This is a genomic window from Zarconia sp., assembly GCF_057467645.1.
Genome location: NZ_JBRJXU010000082.1, coordinates 17,570 through 44,196 on the forward strand (window position 1 = coordinate 17,570; position 26,627 = coordinate 44,196).

At 49.4% G+C, this 26,627-nt stretch carries 20 protein-coding genes; 8 read left to right on the forward strand and 12 right to left on the reverse strand.

Annotated elements, in window-relative coordinates; genetic code table 11:
* Nucleotides 1-16 precede the first annotated feature (16 nt).
* The 3 genes from AC2215_RS12465 to AC2215_RS12475 all read right to left on the reverse strand — a co-directional run bounded on the left by AC2215_RS12465 (nt 17) and on the right by AC2215_RS12475 (nt 3,030).
* Nucleotides 17-373 (reverse strand): hypothetical protein, encoded by a 357-nt coding sequence (locus AC2215_RS12465; RefSeq protein WP_486810329.1) that lies wholly within the window; start codon nt 371-373, stop codon nt 17-19.
* A gap of 96 nt (nt 374-469) precedes the next feature.
* Nucleotides 470-937 (reverse strand): peptidoglycan-binding domain-containing protein, encoded by a 468-nt coding sequence (locus tag AC2215_RS12470; RefSeq protein ID WP_486810330.1) that lies wholly within the window; start codon nt 935-937, stop codon nt 470-472.
* Between the two features lie 563 nt (nt 938-1,500).
* The gene (locus tag AC2215_RS12475; protein ID WP_486810331.1) at nt 1,501-3,030 is read right to left on the reverse strand and encodes a family 10 glycosylhydrolase; all 1,530 of its coding nucleotides are present in this window, start codon (nt 3,028-3,030) and stop codon (nt 1,501-1,503) included.
* A gap of 634 nt (nt 3,031-3,664) precedes the next feature.
* Here AC2215_RS12475 and AC2215_RS12480 point away from each other — a divergent pair.
* Nucleotides 3,665-4,162, forward strand: coding sequence for an SLOG cluster 4 domain-containing protein (locus AC2215_RS12480; RefSeq protein ID WP_486810332.1), 498 nt, complete (start codon nt 3,665-3,667; stop codon nt 4,160-4,162).
* Nucleotides 4,163-4,350: 188 nt separating this feature from the next.
* Here AC2215_RS12480 and AC2215_RS12485 read toward each other — a convergent pair whose 3' ends face one another.
* Complete coding sequence (locus AC2215_RS12485; RefSeq protein ID WP_486810333.1) at nt 4,351-4,770, reverse strand: peptidylprolyl isomerase; 420 nt, start codon at nt 4,768-4,770, stop codon at nt 4,351-4,353.
* A gap of 196 nt (nt 4,771-4,966) precedes the next feature.
* Between AC2215_RS12485 and AC2215_RS12490 the strand changes: the two genes are divergently transcribed.
* Entirely contained in the window at nt 4,967-6,091 is a 1,125-nt protein-coding gene (locus AC2215_RS12490; RefSeq protein WP_486810354.1) for a THUMP domain-containing class I SAM-dependent RNA methyltransferase, read from the forward strand.
* A gap of 347 nt (nt 6,092-6,438) precedes the next feature.
* Here AC2215_RS12490 and rlmN read toward each other — a convergent pair whose 3' ends face one another.
* Nucleotides 6,439-7,524: a dual-specificity RNA methyltransferase RlmN gene (gene rlmN, locus AC2215_RS12495; RefSeq protein ID WP_486810334.1), complete on the reverse strand. Its 1,086-nt coding sequence runs from the start codon at nt 7,522-7,524 to the stop codon at nt 6,439-6,441.
* A gap of 194 nt (nt 7,525-7,718) precedes the next feature.
* Between rlmN and AC2215_RS12500 the strand changes: the two genes are divergently transcribed.
* Nucleotides 7,719-8,597 (forward strand): AlbA family DNA-binding domain-containing protein, encoded by an 879-nt coding sequence (locus AC2215_RS12500; protein WP_486810335.1) that lies wholly within the window; start codon nt 7,719-7,721, stop codon nt 8,595-8,597.
* 27 nt (nt 8,598-8,624) lie between these two features.
* Here the strand turns inward: AC2215_RS12500 and AC2215_RS12505 are convergent, their stop codons facing one another.
* From AC2215_RS12505 to AC2215_RS12520, 4 genes are all read right to left on the reverse strand, one after another.
* Nucleotides 8,625-9,206, reverse strand: a complete 582-nt coding sequence (locus AC2215_RS12505; protein ID WP_486810336.1) for a hypothetical protein — start codon at nt 9,204-9,206, stop codon at nt 8,625-8,627.
* Complete coding sequence (locus AC2215_RS12510) at nt 9,148-9,483, reverse strand: hypothetical protein (RefSeq protein WP_486810337.1); 336 nt, start codon at nt 9,481-9,483, stop codon at nt 9,148-9,150. The genes AC2215_RS12505 and AC2215_RS12510 overlap by 59 nt, the downstream gene beginning before the upstream one ends.
* A 2-nt stretch (nt 9,484-9,485) precedes the next feature.
* On the reverse strand, nt 9,486-9,773 hold the full coding sequence (locus tag AC2215_RS12515) for a helix-turn-helix domain-containing protein (protein WP_486810338.1): 288 nt from the start codon (nt 9,771-9,773) through the stop codon (nt 9,486-9,488).
* Nucleotides 9,774-9,924: 151 nt separating this feature from the next.
* On the reverse strand, nt 9,925-11,607 hold the full coding sequence (locus AC2215_RS12520; protein ID WP_486810339.1) for an iron uptake porin: 1,683 nt from the start codon (nt 11,605-11,607) through the stop codon (nt 9,925-9,927).
* 1,224 nt (nt 11,608-12,831) lie between these two features.
* On the opposite strand from AC2215_RS12520, the gene AC2215_RS12525 reads away from it, so the two are divergent.
* The 5 genes from AC2215_RS12525 to AC2215_RS12545 all read left to right on the forward strand — a co-directional run bounded on the left by AC2215_RS12525 (nt 12,832) and on the right by AC2215_RS12545 (nt 20,568).
* Complete coding sequence (locus tag AC2215_RS12525; protein ID WP_486810340.1) at nt 12,832-15,735, forward strand: response regulator; 2,904 nt, start codon at nt 12,832-12,834, stop codon at nt 15,733-15,735.
* Between the two features lie 222 nt (nt 15,736-15,957).
* Nucleotides 15,958-17,427 carry a hybrid sensor histidine kinase/response regulator gene (locus tag AC2215_RS12530; RefSeq protein WP_486810341.1) on the forward strand — a complete coding sequence of 490 codons (1,470 nt, stop codon included), beginning with the start codon at nt 15,958-15,960 and terminating at the stop codon, nt 17,425-17,427.
* A 60-nt stretch (nt 17,428-17,487) separates the two neighbouring features.
* Nucleotides 17,488-17,883 carry a response regulator gene (locus tag AC2215_RS12535; RefSeq protein ID WP_486810342.1) on the forward strand — a complete coding sequence of 132 codons (396 nt, stop codon included), beginning with the start codon at nt 17,488-17,490 and terminating at the stop codon, nt 17,881-17,883.
* A 525-nt stretch (nt 17,884-18,408) separates the two neighbouring features.
* Nucleotides 18,409-19,374, forward strand: coding sequence for a protochlorophyllide reductase (locus AC2215_RS12540; RefSeq protein WP_486810343.1), 966 nt, complete (start codon nt 18,409-18,411; stop codon nt 19,372-19,374).
* Between the two features lie 972 nt (nt 19,375-20,346).
* A complete protein-coding gene (locus AC2215_RS12545) occupies nt 20,347-20,568 on the forward strand; it encodes a hypothetical protein (protein ID WP_486810344.1) in 222 nt (73 codons plus the stop codon).
* Nucleotides 20,569-20,663: 95 nt separating this feature from the next.
* Here AC2215_RS12545 and AC2215_RS12550 read toward each other — a convergent pair whose 3' ends face one another.
* From AC2215_RS12550 to AC2215_RS12560, 3 genes are all read right to left on the reverse strand, one after another.
* Entirely contained in the window at nt 20,664-22,142 is a 1,479-nt protein-coding gene (locus tag AC2215_RS12550) for an adenylate/guanylate cyclase domain-containing protein (RefSeq protein ID WP_486810345.1), read from the reverse strand.
* Between the two features lie 130 nt (nt 22,143-22,272).
* On the reverse strand, nt 22,273-22,662 hold the full coding sequence (locus AC2215_RS12555) for a response regulator (protein ID WP_486810346.1): 390 nt from the start codon (nt 22,660-22,662) through the stop codon (nt 22,273-22,275).
* A gap of 209 nt (nt 22,663-22,871) precedes the next feature.
* On the reverse strand, nt 22,872-26,579 hold the full coding sequence (locus AC2215_RS12560) for a GAF domain-containing protein (RefSeq protein WP_486810347.1): 3,708 nt from the start codon (nt 26,577-26,579) through the stop codon (nt 22,872-22,874).
* Nucleotides 26,580-26,627: the final 48 nt, after the last annotated feature.

Here is a 26,627-nt window from a genome sequence, read left to right on the forward strand (position 1 = left end):
CGATCGCCAGTCTCGATTAGCGTTTTTTGAAGGCATCTTCCGTCGCGACAGAAAAGCTGGTGATGCCCAAACTTACGAGAACGGCGGTTGCGTAGTGGGGAAAATCGGCTTTGAGAAAAATTGCCATTCCCGTCAGTAAAATTGCACCGATATAGCCGTTAAGCTGTTTGCGTCCCCCCACCCACTGGAGGTAGTTGGGATAGTTTGTAGCGCTCGATTTCGCAGTCGATTCAGCCATCGAGGCGTTTGCAGGAGTGGAGTTGATGACAGATGAATTGGGCATGGCGGTAATATCTTCGATGAAATCGTGAGAGGGAAAAGAGACAATGGTGTTGTTTTCTGGGGAATTATTGGGGGTTTGGGGAGATTTCATAATCAATACCTCACTGGGTGAAAATGACTGAGGGTGTAATCGCGCGATCGACAGCCGTTGGCGATCGTGGGTCGGCTAATTGCGTTTTGTCGTCGATTAATCGTGAAATTGAAATTGCAGCAAACTCCAGGTATTGCGCCCGACAATGCCATCGGTTAGCAGTCTGTAGCGGTTTTGGAATTGTTGAACAGCAGCCTCGGTGTGGCGGCCGAAGCGTCCATCTACCGCGATCGCATATCCGAAATTGTGCAGCAAGGCTTGCAGGTACTGCACTTCTTCACCAGTGCTACCAAGGCGTAGCGTGGGCAATGGATAAAGGGGGGCAGACCAAATATTTTCGAGGAGAGTCTGAGTTTCCACTCCGGCAATACCATCGACAACTAAACCGTAACGGCTTTGGAACTGTTTGAGGGCGGCCTCGGTCAAGGCTCCAAATTGACCATCGATAATGAGTTGGGCATTGAGAATGGAGTTGAGTTGAGTCTGCAAGTGTTTGACCCCATCGCTCCTACTGCCGCGACGCAACACGGATATTGTCGAACGGGTCGTTTGAGTAGCACTCATAGTTCATCCCCTGTGGTGTTGGTTGGTGTGTGATGTTTCCAACATACGAACCCCACGTCTTCGATCGAGGAAGTTTGATGCCACTTTCTCAATTCTGACAAGATTTGATGGGAAAGGCGATCGATATTTATACGCAGAACTCCCTTCTCTCAAGGGTTGTTACCCCCAAAGGGTACGATGCCACTTGGAGAATTGGAAAGGAGCGATATGGCTATATTCAAGCTTGTTAGGACATCGCGAGGGTGAGCTGGGGGAGAAGGATTCTGGTGGAAGTATAGCTGTCCTAAACTAACGCCAGTTTTGGATCAGCTCAAACCTTGATGCTACCGTGACCTAAAAATCGGCTTCAACCTGATTCTGTCGTTGAAGCATTCAAAATTTAACTCTTAACCAAAACTCAGGTTCAACTAACTGAATGCAGCGATAAGAAACCGTCAGTTTGGGATCGGACAGTTTTTGGCAAGAGGGGGAAGATCGTCGCAACTGACCCATTGTCAATTATCCATTCACTCCCTCCTGCCTCCCCGATCTCCAAATTCAGCGAACTCGATCGAATCTGCGCCTTAATCCAACGAACAGAACTTCCGATCGCGATCGGATTCTGGATTTTGCCAAGAATAGGCGAAATGGCTGATGGAATTCACTTGCGGGGCAGCGCGCTGAATATCTCGCATTTGCTCTTCTAGGGGAGGGCGATTGGTAATCGGTTCTCCCCATTTACCAGCGATCGCCGGTACGATCTGAGTTTCCAGGGGGGCGTAGTTGAGAACCCGTTCCAACAAATTGACGATACAACTTGTTTCGCCGCAAACGCCGTAAATCATTGGATGCCATTGCATGGAAGCGGGGAATCGATCCCATGCCTGCAAGCGAGAGTCAAATCCCCCTTCTCCCACGGATTGATTGGCATCGGGGAAAAAGACCGCCCCCGTCGGAAGACCATCCTCTTCGACGGGTTCGATGGCTTCGGCAAGAAAATCGAGGACGCCTTGCACTGCATGGGCGACGCTGAGATACCAAAGCTGGTCTTGGACGGGTTGCGAGATGTTGCGTCCCTGCCACATCGCCTCTTCTTGGGGATAGCGTCGGTTGACCGTATCGACATCGCTGTTACTGACGTATCCTTGGTTTAAGAATTGCTCGATGAGTGCCCGTCCTTTGGAGTTCAAAGCGCGCTGGAATAGGGCTTGTTTGGCGGCTTCCCCATAAATCCATAACTGTTGAACTTCGCTGACGACCGATCGCGATCCGGTTCCGCGAGGATAGCGCACGTAGTCGAACAATACCCCATCGGGTTGGCGTTCGACCACCTCATCCACGAGTTTGCGATAGTCTTGCCGGGCCTGTTCGTCGTAGGGATCGACGAAAGCTTGGTTGCGATCGCCCGGATTCGAGCCATCGTATTCTGCATAGGCGCGATCGTAGACGGTTAAAGTTGTGTCGCCGTAACCGTTACGGGCCAAAACCGAAGCGCGATCGAATCGCTGTCCGTAGGTGTATCCGAAATTGAGGGTAAACAACCAGGCGTAAACTTTCAGTCCCCGTTCCCGTCCCAAGGCGATCGAATCGCTGAATAAATCGAGATCTTCTGCCCCCGACGATCGCACCACGGGATTCCAAGGGGTGGGGTTATCGGACGCTGGGAGGAGCACCTGACCGTCGTAGAATACCTCAACGTACACTTGGTTGTAACCTTTATTGGTTATTTCATCTAAAACCCCTTCCAGAACGCCGGGTTTGGCATCGCATGGATAGACCCGCAACCAGAGTGCTTGATTTTGCGGCCAAGTTTGCCGGCGGCACTCCTGAACTTCGGCGGCGTGCTTTGCCACCATCTCTTGATAGCGTTCTCGGGCTTGGGGATTTCCCTCAACGATGCCGGCTTGGCGCAGGGCTTCTTTTTGGGCGGCGGCAGCGGGAGCGATCTCACAGGTTGGACCGGTTTGCGCGAGAGTTGCCGAACTGCCGAGACCGAAACTGAATAGACCGCTACTCAAGATAGAGAGCGCCAAATGGTTTGAGAAAGAAAGCCACCGTTGAGGTGTTTGAAAGGAAAATTTAAAGCGAGAGAACTGATATTGAGCGAATCCCATGAAATCTCAAATAATTTACCTAGATCGTTCTTCGATCGTGAAGTCCCCAGATCTGGACGAAGAGAGTGCCGCAATTGCTCCCACTCTCGAATTGTTACGATTTTTAGATGCGTCCCTAGACATAAGCTAGCAGATGTTGGATAGCTCTTACCACTGAGGGCGAATTGGGTTCGAGATACCGCATTTTTTATCCTTTCGATCGTCAACGTTGAAGGGAAAGATGCGTAAGTGGAAGTATCTAGGTATGGAGCGAGGAGGGGTCGAGCGAACGATATCCCTCGGGTTGGGGGTCGAGAGTATCGGATTGAGGAATCCTTTTCTTGCCCGATCGACTTTCGCTCGATTGTAGAATTTACGTTCGAGTGTAATCGATACTAGAATTAGCTCGATAAAATAGCTGATTTGTGACAACCGGCAAGTAATCATAAATTCTAAAACATGTTTTTTGTTGGATTTTTAATTGATAATTTATCTGTTTTTTAGTACTTGATGTCAGAATTTAACGGTGATACTTGCGATTGAGATGAAAATCAAAATTGACTCAGTTCTATGTGAATAAAAATTGTGATGGAGCGAAGACGATTTTGAAAATTCTAACTTTTAACCCGTCATCGAGTGCAAAAGTTGTGAGGCGATGATAAAACTAATAATTGGGGTCATGGGACCCGGAATTGGTGCGCGGGAAATCGATCGCAACCTTGCCAGAAAACTAGGAAGTGCGATCGCATCTCAGGGATGGATACTACTGACCGGAGGACGCAATGTTGGGGTGATGGAGGCCGCCAATCAGGGGGCAAAACAAGCAGGCGGTTTGATCGTTGGTATTCTCCCGACTGCTACGGATGAAGGGATGTCCGAGGCGGTAGATATCGCTATTTTTACGGATTTGGGGAGTGCCCGTAATAATATTAACGCGCTATCGAGTCATGCGATCGTCGCTTGCGGAATGGGTGCGGGAACGGCATCGGAAGTGGCACTGGCATTAAAGGCAAAAAAGCCGGTCATTTTACTCAATTGCGATCGCACCACTCGATCGTTTTTCGAGAATCTCTCTGAAGATAATTTATGGGTTGCCGAAACCGTAGAAGAGGCGATCGATATCTTACGGAATCTCTTGAGTCGGAACTCTTAGATCTAATCTCTTTTATATAACGTGAGATTTTTGCTATTATTGCGATCGATTAAAGCAGTCGTTGGGGTAGACCGTTTTGGGGCAAAATTGAACGAATTGTTTCGCGACCTCACGACCTACCCGAATATTAAATTAGATTCAAATCAGATTCAAAATGCGATCGAAAATGATTGCCAACGTTTAGGAAACTATTCCTCGATTTTCACCGACAGAATTTTATCTCCGGCACGAATAGCATTGACCACATCCATATCTTCAGTTTTGCCAAAAACGGTATGCACGCCATCTAAATGAGCCTGGGGAGAATGGCAGATAAAAAACTGACTGCCGCCAGTATCTTTTCCGGCATGAGCCATTGACAAGCTACCTGCCATATGCTTGTTTTTATTAATTTCGCATTTGATGGTGTAGCCCGGTCCGCCGGTTCCCGTACCGTGAGGACAGCCCCCTTGAACTACGAAGTCATTAATCACGCGATGAAAATTCAAACCATCGTAAAATCCTTTATTGGATAAATCGACGAAGTTTTGAACGGTATTGGGAGCATCATCCTTAAACAATTCCAGATGAATTGTTCCCTTATCAGTTTCCATAATTGCACGGGTCATTGTATCAAATTCCTTTTTAAGGGTTTATTGCTTCAGTTTCTGAGATAATGATTTTTATCCAGAGCTAATTCTAGTATTTCACGGTCGCGATCGTCGGTAAAGCTTTCGATTCAAATCTCACATTTTTTTTATTTTCACCTAAGTCTTTTCTAAACGCTTCAACCCGAAAAATCCGATTATCCAAACAGCGCAAATGATGAAACGATACTTTGCCACCGTTGCTCGTAGTCTAGAACCGATCGCCGCCCGAGAACTGGAAAAATTGGGGGCGCTCGAGGTGGTTCCAGATTTTGCCGGGGTGCATTTCCAAGGAGATCTCGCCCTGCTGTATCGCGTTAACCTGTGGGCGCGCACAATTTTCCGGGTGCTGGTTCCACTCACGGAGTTTCGCTGCGTCGATGCCGGGATGCTTTACCGAGGGGTACAGCAAATTGACTGGGGGGAGTACCTAACTCCGGATAATACCATTGCCGTTCGCTGTACCGGCAGCAACCGCAAACTCAACCACAGCCACTACAGCGCCCTCCAGGTGAAAAATGCGATCGTCGACCAGCAGCGCGATCGGTTCGGGCGGCGATCGAGCGTGGATGCCAACGATCCGGATTTCGCCCTCAACCTCCACATCTATCGCGATCGCGGTATTCTCAGCCTCGATAGCTCTGGCCCGAGTTTACACCGACGGGGCTACCGACCGGCCGTGGGGTTAGCCCCCCTCAAAGAAACCCTGGCAGCGGCCTTGCTCGACCTGGCGGAGTACTCGCCCAGTGTACCCCTTTTCGATCCCCTGTGCGGCTCCGGAACCCTCCCCCTCGAGGCCAGCTTAAAAGCCCTCAACATCGCGCCGGGGTCGTTTCGCGATCGATTTGCCTTTATGAAATGGCCCGATTTCGATCGAGATTTGTGGGTGGAGATTCAACGAGAAGCCGATCGAAACCGCCTCGACACCCTCCCTGCCACTATTATCGGTAGCGATCGCGATCCAGAAGCCGTCTCCAGCGCCCGCATCAACGCCGAAAACTGCGGCGTCAAAGGTCAGGTGCAATTAATACAGCAGGAACTGCATCAAGTGGAAGCGCCGGGGGAAGGGGGCATCGTCATCTGCAATCCTCCCTACGGCGAACGGTTGGGCGATGCCCGAGAATTGGGAGATTTGTACAAACTGTTAGGCGATACGTTCAAGCAGCGGTTTAAAGGCTGGACGGGGTATATTCTGACGGGAAATAAAGAACTCGCCAAACGAGTGGGATTGCGCGCCTCCCGTCGGATGCCGGTTTATAACGGTGCGCTGCCGTGTACGTTACTGAAGTACGAGTTGTATTAGACCTGGAGGTGGAAAAGGGTTAAGGGTTAAGGGGGAAAGGGAGAAGAAATTCATGACTTCGGCTTCGGAGGCGAAGGAGGCTTCGGGAATAGAGGAAGAATCGATAATACATAGTGGGAGCATCTTGCTCCCGTATCTCCCCTCAGCACGTCTCCGCGTCTCCCCTACACTCCGGAGGGCGCGCTTCGTAGCCATGCGTGAGGGCTATAGCATTTGAATATATGAGGTTTCGTTTGAGCGGCGATTAATTGCTCAAATGCGCGCGCCCCTACAGTCGCGTCCCCGTGTCTTCCCTACACCCCGGAGGGCGAAGCATTTGGATATATTGGGTTTCGTTTGGGCTAAAATTAATCGATCGAATGCTTTGCCCCTACGGCGCGCGATCGCAACTGTCCGCAGGCGGCATCGACTTCTAAACCTCGGGAGTAGCGGACGCTGACGGCGATGTTGTGTTGTTTGAGGATATTGGAAAAGGCTTCGATGCGATCGCTTTCGGGACGCTGGTAGTCGGCTTCGGAGATGGGGTTGTAGGGAATCAAGTTAACGTGACTTTGGAATCCCCGCAGGTGTTTGACCAGTTCTGCGGCGTGTTCGGGCCAGTCGTTGAAGCCAGACAGTAGCAGGTATTCAAAGGTGAGGCGGCGATGGGTGAGGCGAACGTATTCCCGGCATTCGTCGAAGAGGGCCTCTAAGGGGTATTGGCGGGCACTGGGGATGAGTTGTTCGCGCAGTCGTTGGTTGGAGGCGTGGAGGCTGACGGCGAGGGTAGCTTGGAGTTTGTGGGCGGCGAGTTTGCGGATTCGTCCGGGAATGCCGACGGTGGAGAGGGTAATCGATCGCGCCCCAATTCCCACATCTTGGTTTAAAGCAGCGATCGCCGACAGGACGTTATCGGTATTCAGCAGCGGTTCCCCCATCCCCATAAAGACAATATTACTGACGCGGCGATCGAAATCCTCCTGTACCGTCAGTACTTGATCGACGATTTCATGGCGGCCGAGGTGGCGGGTAAATCCCCCTTTCCCCGTGGCGCAGAAATCGCAGGCCATGGCACAACCCACCTGAGAAGAGACGCAAACCGTGAGGCGATTGGCGGTGGGAATACCGACGGTTTCGATAATTTCACCGTCATCTAGGCGCAGGAGGTACTTGGTGGTACCGTCGCGGGCAACGGAACGATGGTCGATGGTCGATCGTCCGATGGAGATTTCAGCGCGATCGTTGCGCCACTGTTTGGGGAATACGGTAATGTCGCCGAGGGATTTTGCCCCCTGTTTGTAAATCCATTGATGCAACTGTTTCCCCCGGTAGGCGGGTTGTCCCTGGGCGACGATCCATTCGGTGAGTTGTTCTAAGGATGCGCCGAGTAAGGGGGGAATATCGGGGGTTTTGAGACCGTGGAGGGCGGCGGGAACGGTGATTTCAGGTTGCATGGGGGTGAGGGGAGAAACAGCGGTTTGATGGGAGGGAAGTGCAGATGTTTAGACTAGCATGATGGGGGAAGATCGAGTGACTTATAGAAACAAACAAAAAATATTGTACAATTATTTATATTCTAAAAATTTCTCCCTTCTCTTCAGAGGAAGCGTGTATGTATTTGTTTAACTATAGAAACACTGCAAACCGATTGCAGCAAGAAATTGCGAATCTTCAGAAAAAAGCGAGTCAATTAGTGCAACAACAAGTCAACATCCAGAATGCAATTTGCTCTGAGCAGTACAGTGTCTCCAAAAGCAAAAGTCCACAAAATAAATTTTATATGCAGCAAAAAATTGTAAGTTTACGCAGTAAGCTCATGCAGGTAAAAAAATCAGAATCTGATATCAGAAAAAATATTTTTGGCAAACAGATAAATTTAGAAAATAATCATACTAGGTTGCAACAAGAAATTAGATATTTAAACAGACAGATTCAAAGAGCAAAAACTCAATTACCGCAGTCTGTTATCAATTGTCCGGTCTCAAGAAGTTTCTCGAGCGCCCAAACGACCTTACCTAAGCAAGATAGCGAAATTGTCGAGCTAATTCAACAGGGTGAAAGTGCGACCTTAGAATTTAAGTCCTCAGCACGTTGGAACCTGAGAGAGAAGAAAAAGGACAAGATGATGGAAAACATTATTCTAAAAACTGTCGCAGCTTTTCTCAATTCCGAGGGAGGAACTCTGTTAATTGGTGTTGCGGATGACGGTAATGTTATAGGGCTGAAACACGATTATCAGACCCTAAAGAAGCCGAATCGGGATGGTTACGGACAATTTTTAACCCAGCTTTTGCTTCGAGAAAACTTTGGGCTATATCTCAGCAAAGAACTAAAATTTAGCTTCCATAAAATTGGTCAAGATGAAGTCTGCAAGGTAAGTATATATAAGTCTCCAAGACCTATATATTTGAAGCAAAAAAATCCACAGGAAGAACAGTTCTGGATTCGAAGTGGGAATTCCACTCACAAGCTTAGTGTATCCGAAACAGTTAATTATTGTATGAATAACTTCAAAACAATTTATTAATAACTATGTTGGGCGATCGCAAACCCATTACTCAGTCAGATTTTCGCCAGTTACTGAAAGTCGATCGAGCTTTCGTTCCATATACTCGTCCCCGCGTCCCGTCTGCAGCATGAACCAGTGGGTGTTATCTTCTGCACGTCGTTCGGTTTGAGCATCCTCAGCCCACCCCACCATTCGCCAGTTCAACGTTTTTCGGTAGAATTCCGATGAATTGGGCCACCGACACCAGGACACGTAACCGTCCGGGATTCGCGTTCCGTCCTGGATTGACTCTAAAAACGGTTGGGTTTCTGTATCGATGGGGTCGTTGGGTAGCGTTTCGAGCAAAAACTTTGCGGCAAATCGAGCGATTTCAAGATTCTCCCAATCGTAGATACTCGTGAGCTTTACCCGAATGTCAGCGTGGAAGCATGGAAGATGCCAAGCCGTCTGACCGGCTTCGACCAACTCCCACGCTAAGGTTGCATCCGATCGAGAATCATCGGGTATATCTTCCCAACAGGTTGCTGTCGCTTCGATGCGCTGTCCGATTTCCCGAGCCGTAACGTATTCAGCGACCGAAGAAATGACGGGTGGCATCTTCAAGCCAATTGCGGTTGTTTCGTCCATTTCGATATTCTTCTCGTGAAAGTTCCTGCTCTTCGCCGTGATAGGCGCGAATGTAGTGCCGTAGCGATTCCGCGTCTTCAATCCTCCAAAGGTTTTGGGGCTTTATCCCGGTAATTTTGACGACAAGTTCTTCAAACTCTCGAAAGCTGAATCCCCGGCGTTGGAGAAAGCTAAAAAAGTCGTTTCCAGCTTCTCGGCATTTCTCGGGTAACTCATCATCTTCGAGGGAATCGACCCACTCGTCAATCAGCATGAGTGCTTCGTGAATGCTCATCATTGTCAATCACCTCCATCTAATCCATCTAAAGCCTTATTGCGATCGTCCTGAGTTTCGTCAAACGAGGGCAGTCCCAGGTCAACCCCCAGAACCTTTTCCATATTTCTAATAATCGTTTCGCTGACACTCCGGCGATTGCCCGACTCGAGTTGATACCAGTAAGTGGTGCTGATGCCACATAGGGTTGCAAGCATCTGCGCGTTACGCCCGTCTGCCAGCCTCGCTTCTTTAATTCTTTGATGTAAGTTCGGTGCTTCGCGGACAATCTCTCGAATAACTTTCACTGCCATACGCATCTGTTTTTGTGGTCATTACTCTACATGACTCTTTTTCTCGTATTTTATATTACAGCTTACAACTTAAGTTTATAACTTTTGTTTTCTCTGCGTTCGATCTGAATGCAACGCTCATCCGATCGCAGACTCATCCCCTCAAAACCGGTCAAAACTTAAACGTCGCCCGGACTGCCCCCACCCATAACCCATCGTTGCGGCGATCGCCCTCGGGATTATCGATATAAAACACCCCTGGCGTGACAGATAGCTTATCCGAGAAAGCAATCCGATAGAACAGTTCGTAATGCCACGGTGCAACGCGATCTTCAATGGGAATCCCGGCAATCTCGTTATCGTTACTCACAACGTGGGGAGTTTGCCCGACAACCAACCCCAGCAAATTCCCTTCTCCCCCCAAATCGGGAAACGCTACGTTTGCCGCCCAGTTGAGAATCGTCGCCTCATCCCCTCGGGTGCGTCCGCTTTGGCTTTGGGCAAATACCGCCCCGAACCAACCGGCGAAATTCATCCACTCCGTTGCCCGGATGCTGGTTTGAATGCCGAGGCGATCGGCAGAGGTAGCATCGCTGGAAACTCGACCGTCGCTGACGTTGAGAAAGGGAGTTTGAGAGAAATCCGTCCCCGCTTCCCCGAACAAGTTCACCGCATTACTGGGGGTGTAAGAATGCAGGTACGCTAGGGATACATCAATGTCGTCGGTGGCTTCGGCGTAGACTTGCACTCCAGTCGTAAATGCCCCATCAAATAAGCCGGTTTCGGGGTTGGATGCATCCCCAGAGGGAACCATGTAGAAGCCCGAGAGGGTGAATCGATCGCCCCCGTCGAAGCTCAAACCCGCCCCAGCCCCCTGTTTTGCGCGAAAAATGGCAGGGTTGTGGCGACCGAATTGGGAAATCACCCCGGTGGCATCGTTGGAGAGGAAGGGATTGGTGGGGTTGAAGAAATTGAGAACCAGCAGTCCCGTCGTTCCGGTGGAAAAGGTGAAGCGATCGCCGATCGGAGTTCGGTAAAATAACTTGTTGAGAACGACGCTACCATCTCCCCCAGAAGAGTAGGCCAGCCGAGTTTCATCGCTACCGGTGGCGTGATGGGCAAAGTTCGCCCCCTGCAAGCGAATTGTCAGGCGATCGCGTCCGGTAAAGCTAGTATTAAAGAACAAACGGGCGCGATAGGCAAAAGTGGGGTTTGTTTCCAAATTCTGGCGCAATTCTTCGGTATCGAGTCCCCCCACACCAGCCCATTCCAATCGATTCAACGCGCGATTCTCCCCCCCAGCTGCTGTCAGTCCGAAGATGGTTTCTCCCGTGAGTTGGGTCGTGGTGGAAACCTGGTTTGCTTCGAGTTCGGCGGTTCGGTTTTCTAAGGAGTCGATGCGTCCCCGCAGGGTGGCAAGTTCCGGGGCAAAGTCTTCTTGCAAGCGACGAACGATCGCTAAATCTGTTGCGGAAATATTGCCGTTTCCACTAATTTGAGACTCGAGATAGTCTAAACAAGCATTCAATCCGGCCGCGAATTCGTATCGGGTAATCGCTTGGGAACCGCGATAGGTGGTATCGGGAAAGCCGGCAATGCAACCGTAGCGTTTGACGAGGGATTCGAGGGCGCTAAATGCCCAGTCTGTAGGTTGCACATCGGCAAGTTCGTCAACGGAGGTGACTTGGGAAATTTCTGTGGTTTGGGATTGGAGGTTTGAGGTTGTTTGAGAGGGTAGAAGTTTTGAAGTTGATGGATGAATTTCTCCCGCGATCGCCACTCCGCAAAATACGATCCATACTAAACTGACAGGAGAGAAAGCAGTAATAATATTTGTAAAAATTGTTGATGTCATATTGTTATCTATTCAGTTTTTTAATCTCACCAGTACTGAATGAAATAAACTGTCAAACTTGCTGTAATACTTATTTAAAAGTCAAAAAAAAATAATACAATCTATTTAATTTAGTTTTTTACAAACAAAAACAATTTATTAATCATGCAATTTTATGTTGATTAAAATGAAAATTAAAAAATTGACACAGCAATCTACCCCAGCTAGCTGAAGTTCGCTAGGTCGAATTGAAGTTTAGATTGAGTTGAAAATTGAGAAAAGCGATCGAACCCTCGTTCGACTGAGAGTAGACGCACGCATCATTGAATCACAACGACATCTCCAGTCCCTGAGAATGAGTGTTTGACAACACTGTATTGGGTAGATTGCAGCGATCGGGAAACAGGGTTATAATTTCCCAGTGCCGTTGGGGTCTCCAATGAAAGCGAAGATTCTCAACTAGTATTGGCTCATCATCCAAAAGTTGTCATCCGAAATAGTACGGATTTTTTGAATATCATCTATTCTAATTTCCGTAATCTTCAGGGGATTTACCAGTTTTGCTAGAGTGCTGAAATCAATCGACGCTCTTTTGAGGTTTGGGCGATCTCATTCACGAATGCTAAAAAGATTCGGTAGCAAATCGCTTCAGCATTCGATCGCAAATTATTCAATGATTCGGCCTGAGACATCAAGATTGAAATCTGTCGATAACTCAAACGAGTCTGTATCGTCATGAATTCAATCAATTTTTAACTCAAATAAATTAATATTTTCTATATATTATCGATTCGTAAAATGAGCGTTAAAACTTGAAATTTTCCGTTGCCGCTGATGTCAGCATTATTCCGAAAAAAATTGCTTGCCATTCTTGTTGACGAATGATAATATTCAAACAAAAAAATTAGAAATTAAATAATCGAACATAAATCATCTTAAAGAAGAAATGTCAATTGCAAAATTGCAGTTGAAAGAGATAGAGCGTTCTGTCTTCGATTGTAAGCATTCAGCCATCAGCCGTCAGCTCTCAGTTGGTTCGATCGTCTCGAACGCTAGAATTTTCAGGGATTTTCAGACCGCATACTCTAAATTGCCCGAGAAAACGAGAACTCTGATTCAACTAATGCTCTCGTGCATTTTCTTTAAAAGCTGACAGCTAATCACTGATTGCTGAATGCTTACCTTCGATTTAAATTCTCGATCGGCAATATCCAATCCTCTTTTTTATATATAACTAATCTCTAGATGAACTCACTCAATCGAAGCATTCACTATCTTTCGGGTCAAGTTCCTTTACGAACTGTTTTAATCGTTCCCTTTGTTCTCCAAATTTTCACAGCCGTGGGACTGGTCGGATACCTTTCTTTTAAAACCGGTCAGAAGTCGGTTAACGACGTTGCCTCAGAACTTCTAAGTGAAATTAATGCTCGGGTAGAGGAAAATTTAGAAGCCTACTTGAGCGTTCCCCATCAAGTCAATCAAATTAATGCAACCGCCTTCGATCTCGGGCAACTCAAGTTATCGGAAATTCCCACCTTAGAGCAATATTTTTGGCGACAGCTCAAAGTTTTCGAGACCCTGACTTTTACCGGTTTAGGCTTAGAAAATCAAGATAATCTCGGTGCAGAACGGTTCGATGGAAATCAGCTCACCTTGAGAGTTTCGACTGCTGCGAGCAAGCATATTTTTTCTACCTATTCCACTGACGAAACTGGAAAAAAATTAGAAGTTCTCCGTAGCATTCCCTTCGATCCGCGTACCCGACCCTGGTATAAAGCCGCCGTTGCTGCCAAAAGTCCGGTGTGGAGCGAAATCTATCCCAATACAGCGGGAATTACCGCTTATCTGGGGGCTTCGAGGCCCTTTTATAACCCAGAAGAGCAGTTACAAGGCGTGTTGCTCACCAATATCAATCTCTCGCAAATCGGTGACTTTTTAGAAAGTCTTAAAATCGGTCAAACCGGACAAGTTTATATTATCGAGAGATCGGGAATGTTGGTAGCAACCTCCACCGGAGAAAAACCCTTTAAAACCACCCAAAAAGAATACGGGGCCGAACGGGTGAACGTTGCCGACAGCCAAAATCCCCTCACCCAAGCGACGGCGAGATACTTAGCCGAAGAGGCGATCGCACAATCCACCGAAGATTTACAACAACTCGAATTTACCACCGACGGTGGGCGGCAATTCGTGCAAGTGCAACCGTTTCGCGATCGCTTCGGCCTCGACTGGCAAATCGTCGTCGTCGTCCCCGAATCCGACTTCATGGGGCAAATTAACGCCAACACCCGCACCACCATCATCCTGTGCGCCGCCGCTTTACTGGTTGCAACTGGGGTGGGAATTCTCACCGCCCGTTGGGTGACCGGTCCGATTCTCAGTTTAAATCGATCGGCCAAAGATATTGCCCGAGGGGAGTGGGATAAAACCGTCAAATTCGATCGCGCCGACGAAGTGGGGGAACTGGCCAAATCCTTCAACACCATGGCCGGTCAACTCAAAGAGTCCTTTGCCACCCTCGAACATCGCGTTGCCGAACGCACCGCAGAACTCGCCGAATCCAACCAACAACTCGAAACGGCCAAAGAAAAAGCCGACGCAGCCAACCAAGCCAAAAGCACCTTCATCGCCAACATGAGTCACGAGTTGCGATCGCCCCTCAACGCCATTCTCGGCTTTTCCCAAGTCATGGCCCGCAGCCAATCCCTCCCTGCCGAACATCAAGAAAACGTCGGCATCATTAGCCGTAGCGGCGAACACCTTCTCACCCTGATTAACAACGTCCTCGACCTCTCCAAAATCGAAGCCGGACGCACCACCCTCAACCAGAAAAACTTCGACCTCCACCGCCTCCTCAACGACGTCGGCGATATGTTTCAATTCAAAGCCGAAGAAAAGGGATTGCAAATGAGTGTCGAGTATTCCCCCGACTTACCTCGCTACATCCACACCGATGCCGTTAAACTGCGCCAAGTCCTCATCAACCTCATCAACAACGGTCTCAAATTCACCGAACAAGGCGGCGTCAGCCTCAGCGTTACGCGAATGGGGAATGGGGAACGGGTAATGGGGAATGGGGGAGAAACGGGAGAAAATTTAGCCTCCCCTGCTTCCGAAGTCCCCGAAACCTCCTCAGCCTCCCCGCGTCCCCGCGTCTCCGCGTCCTCTTCCCTCCCCCTCACCCTCCACTTCGCCATCGAAGATACCGGGGCGGGAATTCCCCCAGAGGATATGGATACCCTATTTGAAGCCTTCGTGCAGACGGAAACCGGGAAACAAGCCCAAGAAGGCACGGGATTGGGACTACCCATCAGCCGTAAGTTCGTTCGGTTGATGGGGGGCGAAATGCATGTCACTTCCGAAGTGGGGGAAGGCACCACCTTTGCCTTTGAGATTCAAACCGTGGAAGTCGAACCCACGCAAATCGAGGAGAACCAACCCCAGCGTCGCGTCCTCGCCCTGGAACCGGGACAACCCCGCTATCGGATTCTCATCGTCGACGACAAACCCATCAACCGCCAATTGCTCGTGAAACTGCTCAATCCCTTGGGCTTCGAACTGCGAGAAGCCACCAACGGTCGAGAAGCCGTCGAAGTGTGGGACGAATTTCAGCCCCATCTAATTTGGATGGATATGCGGATGCCGGTGATGGATGGATACGAAGCCACCCAAGCGATTAAATCGACGACCAAAGGTCAAGCGACAGCCGTGATTGCCCTCACCGCCAGTGTCTTAGAAGAAGAACGGGCCGTGGTGCTTTCGGCCGGGTGTAACGATTTCATGCGCAAACCCTTTAAAGAAGCGGATATTTTCGAGGCGATGCACAAACATATCGGCGTGCGTTACATTTATGACGAGCCGACCGAGACGGGTTCGTCCCAGTCTCCTGGTGATTTGCAAAAAGCCCTTGATTCGGGAAATTTAGCCACACTCCCATCGTCGCTGTTGAAGAATCTCGAAAGTGCGGCTAGCTTCGCCGAAATTACCAAAATCGACGGTTATATCGATGAGATTCGCCAACACGACGACATGATGGCTAATGCCCTGGCCTCCCTGGCTCAAGATTTTGCTTACGATAAGATTGCCCGGTTAATGCAAGAGGCGATCGAGCAGCAACCTGGCACGGCCATCGCCGATCGAAAGTTTTAACAACGATCCATCAACGATTGCGAAAAGCGATCGCGTATTTATAAACCCATATATTCACAAATCGATGAAAGATCGCCTAATTTTCCGATTCCCGCTCTCCACCCCCGAACATCGATAACGAGATGTCTCGCCCACTGCGAGATGTTTTCGAGATCGAGACCCGTATCGATCGATCCAACTCTGTCCGTTTAAACTCCTAGAACTCTCTGGTGATAATCGAATATGGCTAACCCCCAAGACATCACAATTTTAATTGTTGATGACACACCCGCTAACCTACGGCTTCTCCTGGGTATTCTGTCCGACAAAGGATACAACGTGCGACCGGTCAGCAATGGTCCTCAAGCCATTTCCATCGCCCAAGCCATTCCCATCGATTTGATTTTGCTCGATATTAATATGCCCGAAATGGATGGCTACGAAGTGTGCGAACGCCTCAAACACGACGAGTCCACCCGCGACATTCCGGTGATTTTTATCAGCGCCCTCGATGATGTTCTCGATAAGGTGAAAGCCTTTAACGTCGGCGGAGTCGACTACGTGAGCAAACCCTTCCAAGTCGAAGAAGTTCTCGCCCGCGTCGAAACCCATTTGGCCAACTGTTTCTTGCAAAAAAGTCTCCAGTCCAAAAATCGAGAATTGGAGCAAACCCTCGCCCAGTTGCAAACCACCCAAGCCCAACTTATCGAATCGGAAAAAATGTCGGCGTTGGGCAAACTCGTCGCGGGTATCGCCCACGAAGTGAATACGCCGTTAGGAGCCATTCGTGCTTCTGCCACCAACACCATTGCAGCGATCGACACTTCCCTCAACGAACTGCCCAAACTGCTGCTACAACTCGACCCCCAACGGCAAATCGATTTTTTTGCTCTGATCGAACGTTCCCGGAAAAGTACAACTTCTCTCACCTCCCGAGAACAGCGTCAAGTTCGTCGCACCCTGGTTCGTCAGTTGCAAGAAGCAGACATTGACGATGCCCGACACATTGCCGATTCGTTGGTCGATATGGGGGTTCTCGAAGATATCGAACCATTTGTGCCCTTGCTCAAAGGAGAATTGGCCGATCGCAACATACAACTGGCTTACAACCTCGCCCGCCTCACCGGCAACGCCCAGAATATTCTCAAAGCCGTCGAACTGGCGTCCAAAGTGGTGTTTGCCCTCAAGACTTACTCCCGTTACGATCGCAGCGGCGAAAAACAGCGCGTCAACGTCACCGACAGTATCGAAACGGTATTCGATCTCTATCGCAATCAACTCAAACAAGGGGTGGAAATCATCCGGGATTACCAACAAGTCCCCTTCCTCTCCTGTTATCCCGACGAACTGGTTCAGGTGTGGCGCAATTTGATTCACAATGGGGTACAGGCAATGGAGGGAAAGGGTCGCTTGGAAGTGGGGGTGTTCGAGCGGGATAATCACGTGATAGTCCGCGTGACGGACTTTGGCTGCGGGATTCCCGAGGACGTCCAAGGCAAAATTTTCGAGCCGTTTTTCACCACCAAACGAGCGGGAGAAGGCAGCGGCTTGGGATTGGATATCGTCAAAAAAATCGTGGACAAACACGACGGACGGATCGAGGTGAAAAGCCAACCGGGACAAACCAGTTTTTGGGTATGGCTGCCTTATGGAGAAACATTGCAACCGGAAGCCGCCGGGGAAGAGAATGCAAAATTAGAAATGACAAGTTAAAGGTTTTCTCTCCCCACATCCCACACCCTACACCCTCATTCACAATTCACGAAGAAAACGATGTCCGAAGCAGCAATTTTGTGCGTTGATGATGAAGCGATTATTCTCGAGAGCCTCAAAGAACAGCTCAGACGATGTTTTGGGAAGGATTACTTATACGAAGTCGCCGAAAGTCCCGAAGAAGCATTAGAAATTCTTGAAGACTTTGACCTCGACGATATTAAAACTCTGTTGATTGTTTCTGATTGGCTGATGCCGGGAATGAAAGGCGATGAATTCTTAATTGAAGTTCACAAAAAATTTCCTGAAATCACAACAATTATGCTGACGGGTCAAGCCGATGATGATGCGATCGAGCGAGCGAAACAAGAAGCAAACTTATTCCATTGCCTGCGCAAACCGTGGACGGAAGAAGAGTTAACCCGCATCGTTCGTGCGGCTCTAGAGAATTCGTGAACGACCCGACCCTCTCCTACAGGAGAGCACTGGCGGAACGAAGAGGGGGTTCTGACTTCACAGGGGAAGCCGGGGGAGAAAGATCGAAGATACGCTCATGTTCGCTCGGACTGTCCGCGCCCTTACGGCAATACCGCGATAAAACCGTGTCGATATAACTATCGCGATCGCCCGGTTCGAGAGAGCGGCTGTCAAACGGTCTGAACCCCAAACCCACAGATGATTTGGACCTCACCGTCACCCTCCCCCGATCGTGACGGGTTTTCCTCTAAAAGAAGAAGGGGAGAAATAGAGGCGATCGCGAGGTGTTAAATTTTTGGTATAAAGTTTGAGTATTAATTCTCCATTTTGTTAACATTTTACGCGAGAAGCTGTGGCTAGCATCGAGCGATCGAGCATTTCGATCGTCCAAAGGAAATCTTATATCCGTGAGGTGTTAACGACCCAATGTCAACCCAGCTTAAAAAATATTAATAAATACTCTTCCAAGAGTTAGCAATTCAGATAAAAAGAACCATCAGATAAATGGAACAGAATCGCAAAACAGTTGTGGTAACGGGTGCATCCTCCGGTGTTGGTTTGTATGGGGCCAAAGCCCTCGCCAAGAAAGGGCATCACGTGGTAATGGCTTGTCGGGATCTCGAGAAGGCCAAACGAATGGCTGCCGAGGTGGGTATGGCTCCCGACAGCTACACGGTAATGAAACTAGATTTGGCTTCCCTCGATAGCGTGCGCGAGTTCGTCAAAACCTTTCGGGAAAGTGGCAAACCCCTCGATACTTTGGTGTGCAATGCTGCCGTCTACCTGCCTCTGCTCAAAGAACCCCAGCGCAGTACCGACGGATACGAATTGAGCGTGGCCACCAACCACCTGGGGCACTTCCTCCTGTGCAATCTGATGCTCGAGGATTTGCGCCAATCTCGCGCTTTGCCGCCTCGGCTCATTATTTTGGGAACCGTCACTGCCAATCCGAAGGAGTTGGGGGGCAAAATTCCCATTCCCGCACCGCCGGATTTGGGGAACCTCGAAGGCTTTGAAGCGGGATTCAAAGAACCGATTACCATGATTAACGGCAAGAAGTTCAAATCCGGTAAAGCCTACAAAGATAGCAAGCTGTGCAATATGCTCACCATGCGAGAGCTGCATCGGCGCTATCACACCCCCACGGGAATCATCTTCAGCGCGCTTTATCCCGGATGCGTGGCTGAAACCCCCCTCTTCCGCAACCACTATCCCCTGTTTCAGAAACTCTTCCCCTTATTCCAAAAGAATATCACCGGGGGATACGTCTCTCAGGAGCTGGCTGGCGAGCGATTGGCTGCAGTGGCCGTCGATCCGGAGTATAACAAGTCCGGCGTGTATTGGAGTTGGGGGAATCGCCAGAAAGAAGGGCGCAAATCTTTCGATCAAGAGGTTTCCGATGAAGCCCTCGACAACAATAAAGCCCAACGATTGTGGGAGTTGAGCGAAAAATTAGTCGGTCTGGCGTAAAGCCCGAAATCGGGGAGTGCTGTAGGGGTACAAGCATTTGGGCGATCGATGGTGGTTCGAACGAAACCTCACATCTCCAAATGCTTTGCTCTCCCAGGCCGGCAATCCTTTTCAAAATGCATTTTGAATTCTGCATCGCAGTACATTCTCAATTGTAAATAACGCGGTGTGCGCTCTTTTTGCACTCGCGATATGGTGAGCGAGTAGACTGATCCCCCTTCCCCCTTCCTGACAAGGGTAGGTTTTTTACAAAGGTGTGGGTTTGAGTGGGGGGAGCTGGCAATCGCCGAACCCTTGAATTTTCGTTGCCGTTACCACCAGCAATTGCCAGATTGTAAAAAACCTACACCTGTGAGCTTCCCCCTTCCCCCCGTGGGAGAGGATTTTGGAGAATTAAGTTGCACATGGCGTAAATAGACAATTGACGATTCCCCCTTCCCTCTCCTCACCTAGCTAAAACAGGGGAAATGTTTTACCATGACACGTATATCGCGTGAATGGCGTTCGAGTCTTGCAACTGTAAATCGATTCGCAAATCGCCTCGAAGAACAGTCTTTATTGGTAGAAATTCGCCTGACCGATCGAATGTAGATATCGGGTCATCTTCCAAAAACAAGTTGATATAAAGCATGATGAAGCGTTGAGTGTTGTGGCTCGTCTGAATTACCCACCGCAATAGGCTTACAGGTGCTTTCTGGCTGCATCTAGAGGTTACGGCTCGATACGGTCGTATTTTTACTGAACTATTATCTTGGGATATCTCGTGAAGAATACCGAGCGCACATTACGTCAAAAGTTGAGATCGCTATTTATTTTGACCATCTTTGGATCGCTCGATTGAAATCACAGAGATTTTGTGTTTTAGATCGCATAAAAGTGCGATCGAGATCGTCTTTTCGTGAGACTACAGATCGTGGAGATCTCGGAAAAATTTGCGATCATAGGATGTACTAAATTGACAAAATTATGCTCATGAAATCGTCTGTTGCACTTCTCCCCGGTGCTGTGTCGGAGATTCTCGTCTCGGCAAGAATCACGGGAAGCATCACGATCGCCGATCGCTACGGCTTAATGGCGGCTATTTTAGAAGAGTCTTTGAACGAGGACGATCAGAGATCCATTAATAGACTGCTCCGAGCAATACTCAGAGGAAAGATAAGGTTGGCTGATGATATTTCTTCTCTCGAAATTTAGATAGAGATTTTTCGAAACTGCAACTTAATTGAGACAGTTTCTCGATCGACCTGAGAAAATTTTTCCGGGGATGATTAAATCTAACGTTGGAACGGTCACAGATTTACCTTCGAGCGCATCAAACTCCGATCGAGATGTCCCGCAAATGGCTCGTATTTCACCTCAAAGGCATCGATCGGTTGATGGCGACCTTTGACGCGCACCAAGCCGAGTTCTTCAAATTCAAATAAATCTTGCGTGGCTTGATAAACGCTGGAGTTGACGAGAATTTGTCCTCCCTTTGCCATGGATTGCAACCGCGAGGCAACGTTGACCTTATCTCCGATCGCTGTATAGTCTAAATGCTGGGGCGAGCCGATGTTACCCACCACCACATCCCCAGAACAGATACCGATTCCCGTAGAAAAGTTTTCGCGAATCCAAGGGTTGGGAATTTGTTGAATGGTCCGTTGCATATCAATCGCCGCCTGAATCGCCCGTTGTTCGCGATCGACAAATCGAGTGGGCGCGCCGAACATCGCCACGATCATATCCCCCACGAATTTATTCACCGTTCCCTGGTGAGCGAAAATCACCGAAACCATATGGGTAAAATACTCGTTGAGATAGGCAACGATTTGCTCCGGGGCTAACTCCTCGCATTTGCGGGTGAAATTGCGAATATCGGAAAATAAGATGGCAATGTTTTGCTTGGTGGGTTCGAGGGAAACTTCTTCCTTGGCTTCAATCACCGCTTGCACCACCAAAGGCGATAAATAGCGCTCCAGATGGCTTTTAATTCGCTCTTGCTTGAGCTTATTTTCGTGTAAGAGGGCATTTTCGATTGCCGCTGCGGCTTGGGACGTTAGGGCCGTAAACAGCTTTAAATCTTGGGCGGTATAGTTTACCGGTTGGGTATTGGCGAGGTTAATTGCGCCAATCGCCCCATTCTGAGTCACCAACGGCGCGCACAGCAAAGAATGAATGTTATTCTCTCCGGGAACGTACCTGGGGTCGTTCTGGACGTTGTTGACGATTTCGGCTTTGTTGGAGACGAAAACGTGACCGGCAATCCCCAATCCCGGCGAGATGGTGACTTTGTGGGGATACTCTGTCCCCCGCGCGGCGAGAATTTCCAGTTTTTGAGATTCTTCGTTGAGTAACATCACCGACGCACTGGTGGCGTTGATGAGCTTGCGAGCTTCATCGAGTACCAACTCCGTCACATCTTTGACATCCAAACAGGTGGAAATCAAACCCGAAAAGTCGTATAAAAAGTTAATTTCTTCGTAGCGATCTAAGGCATCGATCGCCAGACTTTTACTCTCCAATTCTCGACCGGCAATGTGACCGAGCATTTGCGCCAGAAACCGGGATTGACCATTCCCGAGTACCCAACCAATGGTATCTTCCCCGGCATCAATCGGATGTCGATCGCATTGCACACCATCAAGATTTCGATCGCCGAGCAGAATTTTCCCCTGATTATCGGTAATGGAGATCGGGGTATCGAACTCGCCGATAAACTCCCGAATAATACTTGCCAGATCTTGTTTGGCTATCAGTTTTTTGAGCTTGATGGTGACTTTATTCATATAAACGTGATGTGCAACTTTAGACCCAGTCACATCGTAACCGAGTAGACCAATTGTCCCTTACCCCTTCCCCCTTCCCCTTTTTCCCTGCGTTGTCAGGTTTGAGATTATTAAGTTGCACCTGGGGCGATTAGGCCGTGACTAAACCCAAAACTTCTCGCGACTTTGCCAGTACTTCTTTGGGGCGAAACGGCTTGGTCATATACAGATTTGCCCCCACCGCAATCCCATTTTGCTTATCGTATTCTTGCCCTTTTGCCGTGAGCATGATGATATAAATATCATCCATTTTTAGTTGGTTTTTGACGGTATTACAAACTTCTAAACCGCTCATTTTTGGCATCATCACATCCAAAAAGACCAAATCTGGCTTCTCTTCTTGAATGGTTTCGAGGGCTTCTAAGCCATTGGTGGCCGTTAGTAATTCTACATCATCGTCATCTTCGAGCTTTTCGAGAGCTTGCTCCATCAGAATGAGGATATTAGGTTCGTCATCGACGATTAAAACTTTTTGCGGCATGATGATTTTACAGAATCAGAGATTGGAGCAGTAGAAGAAGATTATGGGTAAACTTCAAGAACGAAGTCGATCTCCCTCAATTTTTATTTCGCGATCGATATGCCAACGAGACTTATCTTTCTGAAGAAGTGAATTTGGAGAGATCGATAACATTTTACAATCTGCTTTCTAAGGGAGCAAGAATCAGGATGGTTTTCATCAGAATCAGATTAAATAATTAATTTAGATTCATCGGCAAGTACATCTCCTGTAAAAATTAAAGAGACATTTTCCAAACCATTGGCAAATCGCAAGGTTTTCACAAAATTAACCTCTTGGGATAATAGGGCATCGATGACAATCGTATCGGGTCGGGTGGAGAGAGCAATGGCCACCCCTTCTTCGCCATCGGATGCTTCCACAACGCTATACCCTTGAGAAACTAAAGTCTCGGACAGAGTTTTGAGAGTAGAAGCGTTACGATCGACCACCAACACTTTTTTGGCAGAGGTGCCTTGTTCGATGAGCAGATCGATTTCACCCACTAACTGTTCCGGGTTAATGGGTTTAGTTAAGTAGCGATCGATACCGATACGATATCCACGCTGCCGATCTTCCATCAGCGACAGAATAATAATCGGAATATCCATTGTCTCGGGATCGTTTTTGAGGATAGCCGCCACATCAAATCCGTTAATTTGAGGCATCATCACGTCCAGAACGATCAGATCGGGTTTGACGGCTTTAGCGCGGTCGATCGCATCCATGCCATCCACCGCTTCGGCAACTTCGTAGCCTTCTTTTTCCAAAGAATCTCTTAACAGTTCGCGGATATTGACCTCATCGTCGACCACCAATACCGTTCGATTTTCCTTTGCAGTGGCTTCCGGTTTGGGAACGATTTGCTGTTTGAGACGGCGCACCAAGGCATCGACGTTGATGATTTTGTGTTGGGTTGACGGGTTTGAGGTGAGGGGAATGCTAAAAGAAAAGGTACTCCCGGTACCCACTTGGCTTTCCACCCAAATTTCGCCCCCGTGATATTCGACGATTTGCTTGCAAATGGGTAACCCCAATCCCGTCCCTTTGGGCTTGTCGGTGAGGATGTTGCCCACTTGTTTGAATCGCTCGAATACCAGGCTTTGGTCCTCTGGGGCGATGCCGATGCCCATATCCACGACGCTGACGACGAGTGTGCCGTCTTTGACCGTTGCCCGACAGGTTACCGACCCTTGCGAGGTAAATTTGACTGCATTGGAAATCAAGTTAATGACCACTTGAATGATGCGATCGCGATCGACCACAATTTCTGGCAGTTGAGGGTCGAATTGGCGCACCAACTTCAGACCGCTGGTCTCGAAGAGGGAAAAGGTGGCTGAGATCGCCCGTTCGAGAATGTCCTGGGGATTGGTGGCCTCGAGGTTCCACTCCACCCGACCGGCTTCCATCTTGGCAATATCCAACACGTCGTTAATCAACGCCGTCAGTCGTTCGGCCTCGGAGACGATAATGTTGATATTCGCCCCCACTTTGCGAATCCCTTTTTGCACCTTGCGATCGTCGGTGGTGACGGCCGGGAAGATGGTTTCGTCGAGCTTCTCTTTAATAATTGAGGCAAACCCCAACACCGAAGTCAGCGGCGTGCGCAATTCGTGGGAGACCGTTGCCAGAAAATCGGTTTTCATTCGATCGACTTCTTTCTCTGCCGTCACATCCCGAATCAAAATCACCGTCCCCGAACAGCAATTGCCGTCCTCCGTTTCGCTTTTAAGGATGCAGGTGGCCAGCGCCTGACCGATGCGATCGCCCCCGAGTGCCACTTCTGAAAGGGTCATGTTTTCTTCGGGGCGATCTTGAATCTCCTCTGCCAATTTTGCCAGTTGCGGGGGAAAGAAATCGAGTAAATGTTTGCCGCTCAAATCCACACCCCGATCGAAATCGAACATCTGTTTGAGGGCGGGATTAAATCGAGAAATCCGACCGGTTTCATCCGTGACGAGCAATCCATCGGCGAGGTTATCGACGATCGCGCTCAGGTTGGCGAGGGTGCCTTGGAGTTCCCGGGCCTGGGCTTGGGTTTTCTGGAATAATTTGGCTTGTTGGAGGGCAACGCCGAACTGATTGCCCACCTGAGCGAGCAAACCCATTTCCCGTTCTTCCCAATGGCGGGGGCCCGAGTTTTGATAGGCTGCCAGCAGTCCCCAGAGGCGATCGCCGACGAACACCGGGGCGATGGCGTAGGCTTTGACCTGAAACTGTTCGAGGAGTTCGACGTGACACTGGGTGTAACCGACGGTGCGAATATCTTCCACAGCTAAAGTTTCGTGGTTTCGATACCGCCCTCCTTCAGTTTCTTGCAAGTAAGTATCGGGCCAGAAGGTTTTGATATCCGGACCAACGAGAGGAATCCAGCCTTGGGCAACGGACTCGGAGACGAACGCCCCACTCCAATCGGTGTTGAAACGATAGACGGCGACCCGATCGCATTGGAGAAACTGGCGCAGTTCTTGGGTGGCCGAGGAGAAGATGGTACTGATATCGAGGGTTTGCCGAATGCGCTCGATAATCGTCGAAACCGCCCGTTCGCGCGCTGCATTCCGTTCGAGTTCTTCGGCACGCTGCCGCAATTGGGCGGTGAGGGTATTTTCGAGTTCGATCGATCGTTCTTGGGACTGAGCGAATAACTCCGCTTGGTGGACGGCAATCCCCAACTGGGAACCTACTTGCACCAAAAAGTTGACTTCCGATTCGTTCCACTCGCGCGGGCCGGAATTTTGATAGGCCGCGAGCAATCCCCACAGGATCTTGCCGCGATAAATGGCGACGATGGTGTAGGCGCGGGCTTGATACACTTCGAGCAGGTTAATGTAGCAGGGGGAGAATCCCGCTTCGTAGATATCGTTGCAGGTGCGGTAAAGTTTGCCTTGCCTGTACTGCCCCCCCTGGGTTTGCTGGAGGTAGGTATCGACTAAGATGGCTTCGCTGGAGTTGGCATCCGTGGGAGGGGCGATGGCGAGGGATTTGGCGCTGCATTCACTGACGTTGCGGCGTAGTTCCGGGTATTCTTGCTGGGCTTCAATGAGGGACTTCCAGCCGGGGGCAACGGATTCGCAGACGAATTCGCCACTCCAGTCGGGGTTGAAGCGATAAATCCCCACCCGATCGGCCCCCAGCAATTTCTGGATTTCGTCGGTGGCAATGGTGAAAATGGTATCGAGGTCGAAGGTTTGACGAATTTTGTGGACGATACCCGATACCGCCCGTTCCCGTTCCACTGAGGCTGCCAACCGCATGGACTGCTGGCGCAGTTGCGAGATTTGCTCCGCTTGCTGGAGGGCGACTCCGAGGTGGGTGGAAATTTGGCGGACGAAATCAATTTCTTCGGCCTGCCACTCGCGGGGTTCCGAACATTGGTGAACGCACACCAAACCCCAGAGTTCTTCGCCTTTGAGGAGGGGCACCACCAGGTTCGCCCGTACTTGGAAGGGTTCGAGTACGGCTAGATGGCAGTTTTGCAAGCCAGCGGCTGCGATATCGGCCACGGATTGGATGCGACCGTATTGATAGTCAATTGCATATTCTTCGCCAAAACAGCGATCGCAAATGACAACGCCCATGGCAGAGGGGAAGGGCGATCGCACGTCCTCGCCGATGAATTCACCCACCTGGTAGCTGGAGTCGGCATGGAAGCGAAATATCCCGACGCGATCGGCATTCAATAGCTGCCGCACTTCCGTGGCGGTGGATTGAAAAATACGGTCGAGTTCTAAAGATTCTCGAATTTTACTGACGATGGACAGCAGGGTTTGATGGCGGGCAACGCGCTCGGATTCGGTGCTGGCGGATTCGAGTTTGGAAACGCGCCCGCGCAGAGCATTGAGTTCTTGAAGGAGAGCCGCATGGTTCTGGGCTTCTACGCTCGCTTCGTGGGCAGACATAAGTGGTTCAGATCGGTCCTAAACTTGATGGATAAGCATCGATGCAGA